This is a genomic window from Streptomyces marokkonensis (assembly GCF_039539045.1).
Lineage (GTDB): Bacteria > Actinomycetota > Actinomycetes > Streptomycetales > Streptomycetaceae > Streptomyces > Streptomyces marokkonensis.
Window position 1 is genome coordinate 1 of the sequence record NZ_BAABCQ010000199.1, and the last position, 13093, is coordinate 13093.

A 13093-nucleotide genomic window follows, 5' to 3' on the forward strand; every position below is an offset into this window, starting at 1 on the left:
CGATCCCGCCACCCGGCACAGCCGCAGCGCGGTGATGCACTCCGCGGTGGAGGAAGCGCTCCGGGATTCCGGAATCGCCTGGACCTTCCTGCGTCCCACCACCTTCGCCACGAAACACCTCCACGCGGCGTCGGCGATCCGGTCCGGGGAGGTGCTGCGGATTCCGTTCCTGGGCGTGTCCACCGCGTCGATCCACGAACGCGACATCGCCGACGCGGCGGTCCGCGCGCTGACCAGTGCCGGGCACGAGGGGAAGGCGTACTGGCTGACCGGGCCTCAGGCCCTGACGCAGCAGGAGCACCTCGAGGTGATCGCAGAGGTGATCGGGCGGCCGATCGAGGTCGTCGAGCTGGATCCCGAGGACGCCGAGCCGAAGCTCCCGGAGTTCTTCGTCCGGATGATGACCGAGCTCATGAAGGCTCCGTGCGTCGTGACACCCACCGTCGAGGAGATCACCGGGGTGCCGGCCCGCTCGTTCCGGCAGTGGGCCGAGGACCACATCAAGGACTTCAGCTGACCGCCCGGGGGACTACTCACGTGGGTTATGGCTGTGCGCGGCGGCGCGGGCAAAACTGATCGGGCGCTTGGGCGGGGGGCCACCCGCGTACGCAGCGGCCGAAGGGGACAGCATGACCGCGGTTTCTCTGCGTCTGAGGGATCAGTCGTATGAGGTGATCATCGGTCCGGGGGTGCGGACGGCGCTCGCCGGCGTCGTCCGGCGGCTGGGCGCCCAGCGAGCGGTCGTCGTGTCGGCTCGCCCACGACAGTGGGTGCCCGACACCGGGGTGCCCAGCCTGGTGCTGCCCGCGCGCGACGGCGAGCAGGACAAGACCCTCGGTACGGTGGAGGCATTGTGCGGCGAGTTCGCACGGTTCGGGCTGACCAGGTCAGACGTGGTCGTCTCGTGCGGCGGCGGTACCACCACGGATGTCATCGGGCTGGCGGCCGCGCTGTACCACCGGGGCGTGCCGGTGATTCATCTGCCGACCTCCCTGCTGGCCCAGGTGGATGCCAGCGTCGGCGGGAAGACGGCGGTGAACCTGCCCGTCGGCAAGAACCTGGTCGGCGCTTACTGGCAGCCCAGCGCGGTGCTCTGCGACACTGACTACCTGTCGACCCTGCCGCGGCGGGAGATGCTCAGTGGCCTTGGCGAAATCGCCCGCTGCCACTTCATCGGGGCGCCGGACCTGCGGGGGCTGACCCTGGCCGAGCAGATCACGGCCAGCGTGCGGCTCAAGGCCCGCATCGTGGAGGCGGACGAGCGGGACACCGGGATGCGGCACCTGCTCAACTACGGCCACACGCTGGGCCATGCGGTGGAGAGAGCGACGGGCTACGCCGTGCGGCACGGCGAGGCAGTGGCGATCGGAACGGTCTTCGCGGGACGGCTCGCCGGTGCTCTCGGCCGTATCGGGCAGGCCCGGGTGGCAGAGCATCACGACGTTGTGCGGCATTACGGGCTCCCCGCCGCACTGCCGGCCGAGGCCGACACCGCCGCCCTCATGCGGTTGATGCGGCACGACAAGAAGGCGGTCCGGGGACTCGCCTTCGTCCTGGACGGCCCCAAGGGTGCGGCGCTGGTGAGCGACGTCCCGCCGGATGTGGTCGCGGGGGTGCTGGACGGGATGCCGCGCATGTGCGTGGCCGACCTCGTCGCTTCGTCGGGTGGGGCTGGTCGATGACGCACTTTCCTCCGCTGGACGGCCTTATCGCCGGGCGGCTGGAAGCGGTGCTTCGCAAGCCGGCGGCGCAGCAGCCGGTGTGGCCTGATCCGGACCGGGCACGGGACGCGGTGGCCGCGCTGAGCCGGGCCGAGCCGATCGTCGCGCCGGAGGAGACCGCGCGGCTGGCCCGCCGGCTCGCCGCAGTTGCCCGGGGCGAGGCGTTCTTGCTGCAGGGAGGGGACTGTGCGGAGACCTTCGCCGGCGGCACCGAGGCGCACCAGCGGGGCAATCTCCGGACGCTGACCGGTATGGCCGCGGTGCTCGTCCAGCGTGCCGGATTGCCCGTCGTCAGGGTCGCTCGCATGGCGGGGCAGTACGCCAAGCCGCGCTCCCAGGCCGTCGATGCCCTGGGGCTGCCCGTCTACCGCGGCGATATGGTCAACTCCGCCGAATCCACGCCCGCGGCCCGGACACCCGATCCCGGCCGGATGCTGCGGGCCCACGCCTGTGCCGCCCGCACCATGGGGCTTGTCCGCGCGTTCTGTCGAGGCGGCGCGGCCGGCAGCGAGATCTACGTCAGCCACGAGGCGCTCCTGCTCGACTACGAAAGGACCCAGCTGCGGGTCGACACCAGCGGGCCGGAGCCGCGCCTGTCCAGTGGGCTGGGGCACTTCCTGTGGATCGGCGAGCGCACCCGCCGGCTCGACGGCGCCCATCTCGCCTTCGCGGAACTGCTGTCCAACCCCATCGGCGTCAAGATCGGTCCGTCGACGACCCCGGAGCAGGCGGTCGAGTATGTGCGCCGGCTCGACCCTCACGGTGAGCCCGGGCGGGTCACGCTGGTCAGCCGTATGGGGCACGCCCGGGTCCGTGACGTTCTGCCTCCGATCGTGGAGAAGGTCGCTGCCTCCGGCTCTCAGGTGATCTGGCAGTGCGATCCCATGCACGGCAACACCTACGTGTCGGCGAACGGCTACAAGACGCGCCATCTGCGTCAGATGGTCGACGAGATCGCCGGCTTCTTCGAGGTGCATCGACGGCTGGGCACCCATCCCGGCGGCATCCACGTGGAGATGACGGGCGATGACGTCACGGAATGTCTCGGTGGTGCCCCGGCCGTCGCGGAGGAGCATCTGCCGGCCCGCTACGAGACGGCGTGTGATCCCCGCCTGAATGCCCGGCAGGCGATGGGGCTCGCCTGCTCGGTCGCGGAGATGGTCACGGCGTCCCGGACGTAGCGGACCGGTGCCGGACTGCGGATCCTCACGGACCTCCGTGCTGATCCCGCCCGCGGGGCCCGCTCAGTAGGTGCGGACCTCGATGGGCAGCTTGCTGACGCCGATCATCTGCCAGGGGTTGCGCAGGGCGACGGGGGCGTCGTCGCGCACGCGGATGTCGCGGTAGCGCTCCAGCATGAGGCGTATCACGGTCCGTGTCTCCAGCCGCGCCAGTGGTGCGCCCAGGCAGTGGTGTATGCCCTTGCCGAACGACAGGTGCGGATTGGGCTTGCGGAGGATGTCGAACCGGTTCGGGTCGGCGAAGACGCGGTCGTCGCGGTTCGCGGCGGTCAGCCACACCAGGACGACCGTGCCGGCCGGGATGTTCTGGCCGCCGAGTTCGGTGTCCTTCGTCGTCTGCCGGGCCGAACGCGGGAAGGGCGGCCGGAAGCGCACCGACTCCTCGATCGCGGCCGGAATCAGCGCCGGGTCGGCCCGCAGCTGGTCCCACCCGTGGGGGTTCTCGCCGAGCGCGAGAACCGTGTTGCCCAGGGTGGCGGTGGTGGTGTGGTGGCCGGCGACCAGCAGGTTGAGGAAACCGAGGGCCTCCTCCTCGTCCAGCCGCTCCCCGTCGACCTCGACCGTCATGAGCCTTCCGGCCAGGTCGTCACTGGGGTTTTCACGGCGGGCGCGGAGGATGTCCAGGAGGTACTGGTTCAGCTCGTGCAACAGCGGCGCGACGTTGTTCGCCGCGTTTTCCTTCTGGCCGTCCAGCGATTCCTCCGCGTCGTAGCTCTGCACCTCGACGAACCGGTCGGACAGATCGCGGATGAAGGCGCGGTCGTCTTCGGGGATGCCGAGCAGCTCGGTCATGACCAGGAACGGCAGCGGGTGGCCCAGTTCTTTGATGAAGTCCCATCGGCCGCCACGGGCGTCGGCGGCATCGAGCAGCTGCGTGGTCAGTTCGACGATGCGCGGCTCGAGGTCGGCGATCATTTTCGGAGTGAACGCCTTGCTGACCATGCCGCGCAGCCGGCGGTGTTCAGGGTCGTCCGCCCGGACGAAGTTGCCCTTGTTGGACAGCTCGAAGTCTTCTTGTTTCGGCGCCAGCGGGGCGACCTCGGAGGAGAACGTCACGGGGTCGGTCTGCACCTGCTGGGTGTCGTGGTAACCGAGCACGTGCCACGCCTTGATCTTCTCGTCGAAATGCACGCCTCCCCGTGCCCGCAGCCCGTCGAGATAGACGAGGAAGTTGGACAGTGTCCGTTCGGACTGGCTCACACCCATGAATGGTCACCTTTTGTCGTACGGCCCGGAAAGCGCGGTGCTCACTGGTCGGAGTTCATGACGACGGCTTCTGGCGGCAGCTCCGGCAAGGGCGGCAGGCCGCAGCGTGCCGGATTCCGTGGCCGCACTCAGCAGAACTCGGGGAGCCGGGCCGCGATGTCCGCGGGGCTCGGCATGGTGGCGATCTGCTCGGCGATGGCCTTGGCCGCCTGTCTGGCCTCGGGATCGGCCAGCAGCCCGCCGGCTGCCTCGGCGACGGCCGCGGCGGAGACGACATCGGAGCGGCGCCGGTCCTCCCACCGTTGGACCCCCTCGGGCAGCAGCCGCCTTCCGGCACCGGCCGCCGAGACCGCACCGGCGTTGAGGAACCCGTCGAATCCGATGGGCAGGAACAGTTGCGGTACCCCGGAACCGGCCGCTCCGAGGGTGGTCCCGGAACCGCCGTGGTGCACCGCGAGATCGGCCAGCGGCAGCAGTTCCGCCTGTGGCACCCACTGTTCGAGGTGCACATGAGCGGGCAGGGCAGGGAAATCGGCCAGCGAAATGTTCGGCCCGGCTGCCACCACCACCTCGGCGTCCAGGGCGGACAGCCCGTCGACGGCGGCGCGCAGGGCGGGAGCGGTACCGAGAACGGTGCCCAGCGTCAGATAGACCAGCGGTCGTTTCCGCTCGGCCAGGACGATCTGCGGCAGCTCACCGGATTCACTGAAGGGCACCGGGCGCAGCGGCATCCGTTCCGGACGGTCCAGGAACGACGTTTCCTGCAGCGGGTCCGGATAGATGTCCAGGTGCCGGTCACCGAGGAGGTACTGCCCCTCGGGCAGTTCCACACCGTTCTCGGCAGCGACCGCGCGCAGCAGCTGCATGCCGCGCCGCTGCCACCGGTCTGCCGGGTCGATCGCCTCCGCCCGGGCGTTGGCGTGGCATACGGCGGGAATGCCCGCGCGGTGCGCCGCGATCCCGGCGCCCGGGTTACCGGCCTGGTAAACCACCAGGTCGGGCCGCTGTGCCCGCAGCACGGACAGCAGGTCGGCGGCGAACCTGCGGGGCAGTATCTCGTTGAACGCCCGGACCGCGGGCTCGAGCCATTCCTCCTGCGGCAGTTCCCCGTTCGTCCCGTCCATCCCTGCGGAGGCGGTGGCGAAGGCCTCCCGGATCGGCATCCCGGCCGGCGCGGTACGGAATCCGAGCCCTCGCAGCAGCGGGTGGAATCTCTCACCCGTGGCATACAGGACGTCATGGCCGGCCTGCCGGGCGGCGAGGGCCAGTGGCAGCAAGGGGTGGGTGTGGCCATAACCGGGATGGCTGGAGAAAAGGATCTTCATAGCATCCGCAAAGGCATGATGGTGGACCTCGGCAACCGTTGATCTGTTTCCGGACAGGTACCTGGACAGCTGAACCGGGCTGGCTCACGGCGGAGTTCACACTAGCCAGCGGTGTCGCGGTCCCCATCCCTCAGATTGACTGCGCGTGGCCGCCGCACATGAGTTCCGGCGGCGGACAGCGGCGCACGGGGCCGCTCCCCCGCGCGAAGAATGCCGCCGGCGGGGCGTGACCACGGGGCGGAGGGCGGAGGACTACTCACTCAGCCAGCTGCCGGGCCCGGCGCGGCAGGTGTAGGAAAACAGTCATGAAATTCCGCGTACTCGGTCCCTTCGAGAGTTCGATAGGCGGCACGCCGAGCACACCCAGCGCGACCCGGGTGCGCTGGACGCTTGCCCTGCTGCTGCTGCGGGCCAACCAGGTGGTCGACCGGGACTGCATCATCCAGGAACTGTGGGGGGAGAACCCCCCGCGCCGGGCTGTCACCACGGCGCAGACGTACATCTATCACTTGCGCAAGATGTACCTGCGGTTCGCCGGCCAGCTCGGTGAGGGCGAGTTCATCGAAACCCGCCCGCCGGGTTACCTGCTGCGGTGCGAGGAGTCTGAGATCGACGCGTTCGTCTTCGAGCGACTCAGTGCGGAAGGCGCCGCCGCCTACGCCGCGGGCGACGCCGAGCGGGCGGCCCGCCGCCTGCGGCAGGCGCTCGCGCTGTGGCGCGGCCCGGTGCTCGCCGACATCACCGCGGGTCCGGTGCTGACCCCGCACATCCGGCAGCTGGAGGAGGTGCGCACACGGACGGTCCGCACCCGGATCCTGGCCGACCTGCGGCTCGGCCGGCACCACGAACTCATCCCCGAGCTGCGGCTGGCCGCGGCCGAGTATCCCTTCGACGAGTGGTTCCACGAACAGCTGATGATCGCCCTGAGCGAGGCGGGCCGTCGCACGGAAGCCCTGGACGCCTACCGCGAACTGCAGCGCACGCTGGACCAGAACCTGGGCATCGAACCGTCGCACGCCCTCCAGCAGCTCCAGCACGATGTGCTCGTGGGCGCCGTGCGCCGCCCGGACCGGGCCAAGGAGGTCGTACCGCACCGGGCGGCACACGGCCGCGCCGGACAGCGGCACCGCAGGCGAGGGCCGGAAGGCCAGGCCAGGCCGAAGGAGGCACAGTCATGACCGGTCAGGTGCACCAGCGATACGGCCCGAGCGCGCAGTGGCTGCACATCAACGAGGCGCACATCACCGAGGAGGCCGTGGCCGACCTCGCCGGGTTCAAGTCGAACGGGGTCAACTTCAAGCTGGCGCTGTGGAACCCGCAGCCCAACGGCGTGCGCTACCTGAAGGCCCTCACCTTCGCCCTGGGCATGCAGCTCAGCCCCGCCAACAGGGAGCGGCTGCAGCGCACACGCAACCGGGAAGTCGGCGACCCCTATGCGGTGCGCTGCAACGGCGAACCGATGTGCCTGGACTATCTGCAGGCGGTGCACGAGGTCGAGTTCATGGCGGCGAACCTGCCCCTCGACGGCGCCCGCATCATGGAGATCGGCGCCGGCTACGGCCGGACCTGCCACACCCTGCTGTCCAACCACGAGGTCGCCGGATACACGATCGTCGATCTGCCGAACACGCTCGCCCTGTCGCGCCGGTACCTGCACACCGTGCTGGAGCCGGAGCAGTTCGCGAAGATCCGTTTCGTGGACGTCGACGAGGTGGAGGAGCAGGTGCGCGGTGCCCGCTTCGATCTGTGCCTGAACATCGACTCGTTCGCCGAGATGGACCCCGGCACCGTACGGGACTACCTCGCGCTCATCGACGCGACCTGTGCGCACTTCTACGTCAACAATCCGGTCGGCAAGTACGTCGACAAGACGCTGGACGGCCACTCGCAGGGCGCCGCCGTGGTGGAGCTGGCGCTGAACAGCGGGCTGCTGCGCGACGTCATCGACATTCACGACAGCGAGGCGGTGCTGGAGAAGGTGCCTGCTTTCGTGTCCGCCTACCGGCCCGGCCCGCGGTGGCAGTGTGTGGGGCGGGGACGCGCGGTGTCGTGGAGCTACTACTGGCAGGCCCTGTTCCGCGCCGAGGCGGTGCCGCGCTGATGGCCGCGGGGGACGGCGGTCACCGGCCGCTGATCGCGGTGCTGGGCGGTTCGGGCTTCATCGGCGCCGCAGTCGTCGAAGCCCTCGCCCGGCGGCCGGTCCGGCTGCGCACCGTCGGCCGCCGCCCGCAGCCGGTGCCGGCCGGCGCGGTGGCCGACGTCGAGGCGGTGTGCGCCGACCTCACCGGCCGCGGCGCGCTCCAAGCGGCGGTGGCCGGCGCGGACACGGTGGTCCATCTGCTGATGCACACCGCCGGCTGGCGTGAGGCCGCGGGCAACCCGGCCGCCGAAGAAGTGAACGTCGGCGTGATGCGCGACCTCGTCGAGCTGCTCGGGAACACCCACCGGCCGCCCGCCGTCCTGTTCGCGGGCTCCACCTCGCAGGCCGGCCTGCCCGAGCGGATGCCCATCGACGGCAGCGAACCCGACCGGCCCACGACCGCCTACGACCGGCACAAGCACACGGCCGAGCAGATACTCAAGGCCGCCGACGCCGCCGGGCTGGTCCGCGGCGTCTCCCTGCGGCTGCCCACCGTGTACGGGGACAGCCCGCGGGGACGGCTGACCGGCCGCGGCGTGGTCTCCACCATGGTGCGCAAGGCTTTCGCCGGCGAGGAACTCACCCTGTGGAACGACGGCACCGTCGAACGCGACCTGCTGTACGTGCACGACGCCGCGGACGCCTTCCTCGCCGGGATCGACCACGCCCAGGTGCTCGCGGGCCGGCACTGGCTGCTCGGCACCGGCCGCGGCGTGCCCCTGGGCGATGTCCTGCGGACGATCGCCGATCTGGTCGGCGTCCACCTGGGGCGGCCGCCGGTGCCCGTCGTGTGCCTGCCGCCGCCCGACCTCGCCACGGCCACCGACATGCACAGCGTCACGATCGACTCCTCGAGGTTCCGGGCGGCCACCGGCTGGCGCCCCCGGGTGCCGCTGCACCTCGCGCTGCGGCGCTGCGTCGAGGCCTTCGCCCACAGCGCCCGATAGCGCCGCCGGCCTACAGCAGCCCTTCCAGCAACCCCACGACCGCGAGCAGCGTACGCGCCTGCATGTTCAGGTAGTGACCATGCCGGGCCAGCGAATTCAGCTGGCCGGGAGTGACCCAGGCGAACCCGGGCGGCGGCTCGGCACCCGCCTGTGCCTCGGTGGCCGCCACCAGCAGGTAGCGGCTGACCGCGTTGTGGAAACGGCCGCCCTCGTCCGAGTGCAGCGCCGCGTAGCGGATCCGGTCCGCTCCCGCACGGCGCACCAGATCAAGGAACGGCGGCCGCTCCCGCTCCGGCAGATGGGCATAGTTCTCCAGGGTGCACTGCACCGTCGGCCCGAGTTCGACGGTGTCGAGGAGGCCCCCCTCCGCCCGGGCATGGACCAGCAGGTGCACCACCCCGCCGAAGCGGCGGACCAGGAACGCGCACAGGCCCACACCGACCGGCTCCAGCAGCGGCTGCATCCACGACGTCACCTCACGGTTGCCGGCGACGACGGACACCCCGCCGACCCGGAAATACCGGTTGTCGACGTGGCGGATGTGGTCCTCGGTGCGCACCCAGTCGGTCACCTCGGCCAGCGGGACACGCCGGACCCGCACATCGTGCCGGGCCCGCTCGTTGGTGAACCACGACAGCACATCCGTGTCCGAGCGCACCGCGCCCGCCTCCGCGGGCGCCATGGGCGCACAGGCCAGGACACTGCGCGCGTCCATGTTCACGACATTGTCACGGTGCAGCAGGCTGCCGATCTGCCCCAGCGTGAGCCAGCAGAAGTCCTCGTCCGGCAGCACCTCGTCGAACGTCTCGATGATCATGTTGCGGTTGGACTTGCGCAAAAACCAGGAACCGTGCTCCGACTGCAGCACATCGGCGACCACCCGGCCCCTCTCCGGCCGCGTGAAGTACTCCAGGTACTTCACATGGGCGCCCCGGTGCACACCGGTGTAATTGCTGTGGGTGGCCTGCACGGTCGGCGAGAGCTGCAACAGGCCAGGATTACCGGGCTCCATCTTGGCCTGCATCAAGAAGTGCAGGACACCGTCGAACTCCTTGGCCAGAATGCCGAGGATCCCCACCTCGGGCTGCACGATGATCGGCTGCTGCCACGCCCGGCCGTCGATCGCGACATCCAGCCCCTCCACGCTGAAGAACCGCCCGCTGCGGTGCACGACATTGCCGCTGCCCGGTTCGAACGACCAGCCGCTGATCTCCCCGAGCGGCACCCGCTCGACAGTGAAACGGTGCGCCCGGCGGCGCCCCGCGAGCCAGGCATCGAAGTCCTCCGTCCGCAGACCCGCACCGGCCGCAACGGCCCGTCGGGAACGCTCCAGCCGCACGGGCAGCCGGGTGTCATCACGCGCCGCCAGCCGTGTCGCGATCGTCACGCTTGATCCCTTCGATACGAGGTCCGGCAGCGCACTGCACGCAGCAAGCCGACACCGGCCCCCGCACGGCCGGGCGGCGGCGCCGGCGGGAGACGAGGCGGCAGTGTCCCGGCATGCCGTCCCCGGACATCGGGGCAGGGATGAACCCGGGAAGGACACCGATCACGGCACACTCCGGTCCTGGACCGAGGTGTCCTCCGGTGCCGTGACCCGCAGCCGGCCGTTGGACACCTCGCCGGTGACCGGTGGCCCTCCCCGCACGACGGAGCCGCCCAGGAAAATCGAGTCCCGCACGACAGCGTTGTGCACCCGGCAGCCCGGCCCGATAGCGGCATACGGGCCCAGGACGCTGTCCTCGACCACACTGCCCGCGCCCAGGACGAGCGGCCCCCGCAGCACCGAACGGGTCACCCGCGCACCGCTGTCCACCGTCACCTCGCCGTGCACCACACTCGCCCCGTCCACCACACCGGCAATGCCCGGGGCCAACCCGTCAAGCAGCAGCCGATTGCTCGCCAGCAGACCCTCGGCCGTGCCGGCATCCTTCCAAAGACCGGTGAAACGCTCCGCGCAGACGGTGCCACCCGCATCGATCAGGTACTGGATCGCGTCAGTGATCTCCAGTTCACCCCGCGCACTGGGACCGATCCGGTCCACCGCGGCGAAGATCTCCGACGTGAAAAAATAAACCCCCATGATCGCCAGATCACTCGGCGGGCAAGGAGACTTCTCCACCACCGCACGCACCGTGCCGTCCGGACGCAGATCGGCCACTCCGTACTGGCTCGGATCAGCGACCTTGGCCAGCAGCAGCTTCACAGCCGGCCGGCTGGAACGGAACTCCTCGGCCGCACCGGCCAGATCACCGACCACCACATTGTCACCCAGATAGAGAACGAAGTCCTCGTCACCGAGGAAATCCGCGGCGATCCGCACGCAATGCGCAAGCCCGGCCGGGGAGTCCTGCCGGATATAGGTGAGATCCAGGCCCAGCGCCGCCCCGCCCCCCAGCACCGCCCGGATCTGGTCGCCGTGCTCACCTTCCACAACGCCGACCTGCCGAATACCCATGGCCCGGATATTGCGCAGGCAATGCCCAAGAACCGGCTCGTTCGCGACAGGAATCAGCTGCTTGGGCATCGACAGCGTCAACGGCCACAACCGGCTGCCAGCCCCGCCGGCCAGCACGAGTGCCTTCATGCCCTGCATCCTGAGGCCTGCCCTTCGAGACCCGTTCAAGCCCCGCGCCCCAGGGCCCGGACACCACGCACCCGGACCAGAACCCCCGGCCCGCGATACGCGCCGAAGGACAGAACAACCACCCCGGAGTACCAGGCGCTCGCACGCCGAACTCCCCCACGGCCGAGGCGCATACCCTCCCGGGCACAGCGCGACGTGGCATGCCCCGCTCGCCGGCAGGGACATCGAAGGGCCGGCTCGACGGCCCGGGCGACCGCCGGCTCACGCACCCGCGTACCGAACCCCTCCCGCGCCGCCCGGGGGTCCAGCGTGCCGTGTTCTGCGCCGAGTTGCCGGTGCCCGCCCGAAAGCCGGCCGAGGACGGCAAGTACGGCCCTTGTCCTTGCGCACGCTCGCAGCGACTGATGAGAATCACGGCAACGTCTTACACGTATGGGGGAATCACAGTGGCAGGCAACTTCACTCGTCGTGCCGTCCTGGGCCTCACCGCCGCATCAACGGCCGGTGCGGTCACGGGCGTCCTCGCCCCGACAAGATCCGCCGCCGGCAGCACCACCCGCCGCGACGGCACGGCCCGCTGGAACGCACTGCGCCGTCACCTCCACGGTGACCTCATCCTGCCGTCGGACCCACGCTACGGACAGGCCCGCGAGCAGTCACTCCGCCAGTTCGACACCACCCACCCGATGGCGGTCGCCTACTGCCAGAGCACCAAAGACGTCCAGACCGTCCTGGCATTCGCCCAGGACAAGGCCATCCACGCCGTCCCCCGCAGCGGCGGACACAGCTTCGGCGGCTACTCCACAACGACCGGCATCATCCTCGACGTCTCCCGGCTCAACCAGATAACCACCGACGGAACACTCGTCACCATCGGAGCCGGCACCCAGCAAGTCGACGCCCTCACCGCCCTCACCCCGCACGGCCTCGCCCTGGCCAGCGGCCTGTGCCCCACCGTGGGCGCCGGCGGATTCATCCAGGGCGGCGGCATCGGCCACCAGACACGCAAATACGGCATGGCATGCGACCGGCTCGTCTCAGCCGAAGTAGTCCTGGCCAACCGCCGCGTCGTACAGGCCTCAGCAACGGAAAACCCCGACCTGTACTGGGCCTTACGCGGCAACGGCGGCGGCAACTACGGCGTCGTCGCCAACTACACCCTCGAACCCATACGCCGCAACACCCTCATCGGCTACCGGCTCGTCTGGACCCAAGGCGACGCCGTCGCAACCATCGACAACTGGCAGCAATGGGTCACACGCGCACCCAACGACCTCTCCTCACTCCTGATCGCAGGCACCACCAGCCCGCCCTCACCCACCATCGTGATCAGCATCGCCGGCATCTGGTACGGCACCGAAGAGAACCTCAACCACCACATCGACGAACTCATCGCAGCCATCGGCGTGCCACCCCTCAACCGGACCGTCGCAGAAAGAACCGTCCAGCAGGGCATGATGCAGATCTACGGCTGCGGCACCCTCACCACCGCACAATGCCACCGCACCGGCACCACCCCCGAATCCATGCTGCCCCGCTGGAACTACTACCGCACCCGATGCCGCATGTTCGACCGGCCCATGCCTCCCACCGACATCGAAGACCTCCTCACCGCCCTTACCGACCCCACACACTCAACAACCGGACAAACCCGCAAACTCTACTTCGAAGCCCTCGGTGGCGCCGCCAACGAACCCGCCCGCACCGACACCGCCTACGTCCACCGCACCACCCAAATACTCGCCGGACTCACCGCCGAACTACCCCACCCCACCCCCACCACCCACGACACAACCACCACCGAAAACTGGCTCACACACGGCTTCACCATCCTCAACCGCCACTCCCTCCCCGAAAGCTACCAAAACTACATGGATCCCACACTCAAAAACTGGCAAGTCGGATCGTAGCCATGTCGTTCTGTGA

Annotated in this window: 10 protein-coding genes; 6 read left to right on the forward strand and 4 right to left on the reverse strand. The window is 69.7% G+C overall.

Going from position 1 to position 13093, the window contains the following annotated elements; all coding sequences use genetic code 11:
* The 3 genes from ABEA26_RS31775 to ABEA26_RS31785 form a co-directional block, all read left to right on the forward strand.
* The coding region (locus ABEA26_RS31775; protein ID WP_486388985.1) for a Rossmann-fold NAD(P)-binding domain-containing protein at positions 1 to 517 on the forward strand (517 nt) is incomplete at its 5' end.
* 112 nt (positions 518 to 629) lie between these two features.
* Entirely contained in the window at positions 630 to 1682 is a 1053-nt protein-coding gene (locus ABEA26_RS31780) for a 3-dehydroquinate synthase family protein (RefSeq protein ID WP_345596998.1), read from the forward strand.
* Complete coding sequence (locus ABEA26_RS31785; protein ID WP_345597000.1) at positions 1679 to 2902, forward strand: 3-deoxy-7-phosphoheptulonate synthase; 1224 nt, start codon at positions 1679 to 1681, stop codon at positions 2900 to 2902. The genes ABEA26_RS31780 and ABEA26_RS31785 overlap by 4 nt, the downstream gene beginning before the upstream one ends.
* A gap of 63 nt (positions 2903 to 2965) precedes the next feature.
* Here ABEA26_RS31785 and ABEA26_RS31790 read toward each other — a convergent pair whose 3' ends face one another.
* Positions 2966 to 4168, reverse strand: a complete 1203-nt coding sequence (locus tag ABEA26_RS31790) for a cytochrome P450 (protein ID WP_345597002.1) — start codon at positions 4166 to 4168, stop codon at positions 2966 to 2968.
* Between the two features lie 128 nt (positions 4169 to 4296).
* Positions 4297 to 5493: a glycosyltransferase gene (locus ABEA26_RS31795; RefSeq protein WP_345597004.1), complete on the reverse strand. Its 1197-nt coding sequence runs from the start codon at positions 5491 to 5493 to the stop codon at positions 4297 to 4299.
* A gap of 305 nt (positions 5494 to 5798) precedes the next feature.
* Here ABEA26_RS31795 and ABEA26_RS31800 point away from each other — a divergent pair, with 305 nt between their 5' ends.
* Genes ABEA26_RS31800 through ABEA26_RS31810 form a run of 3 tightly spaced genes read left to right on the forward strand, consistent with a single transcriptional unit; the run spans position 5799 to position 8580 of the window.
* Positions 5799 to 6671, forward strand: a complete 873-nt coding sequence (locus ABEA26_RS31800; protein ID WP_345597005.1) for an AfsR/SARP family transcriptional regulator — start codon at positions 5799 to 5801, stop codon at positions 6669 to 6671.
* Positions 6668 to 7594: a putative sugar O-methyltransferase gene (locus ABEA26_RS31805; protein WP_345597007.1), complete on the forward strand. Its 927-nt coding sequence runs from the start codon at positions 6668 to 6670 to the stop codon at positions 7592 to 7594. The genes ABEA26_RS31800 and ABEA26_RS31805 overlap by 4 nt, the downstream gene beginning before the upstream one ends.
* Positions 7594 to 8580 (forward strand): NAD-dependent epimerase/dehydratase family protein, encoded by a 987-nt coding sequence (locus ABEA26_RS31810; RefSeq protein WP_345597008.1) that lies wholly within the window; start codon positions 7594 to 7596, stop codon positions 8578 to 8580. Before ABEA26_RS31805 ends, ABEA26_RS31810 begins: the two co-directional genes overlap by 1 nt.
* A gap of 10 nt (positions 8581 to 8590) precedes the next feature.
* On the opposite strand, the gene ABEA26_RS31815 is transcribed toward ABEA26_RS31810, so the two are convergent.
* Entirely contained in the window at positions 8591 to 9967 is a 1377-nt protein-coding gene (locus ABEA26_RS31815) for an NDP-hexose 2,3-dehydratase family protein (protein WP_425587930.1), read from the reverse strand.
* A gap of 162 nt (positions 9968 to 10129) precedes the next feature.
* The gene (locus tag ABEA26_RS31820) at positions 10130 to 11167 is read right to left on the reverse strand and encodes a glucose-1-phosphate thymidylyltransferase (protein WP_345597009.1); all 1038 of its coding nucleotides are present in this window, start codon (positions 11165 to 11167) and stop codon (positions 10130 to 10132) included.
* Positions 11168 to 13093: the final 1926 nt, after the last annotated feature.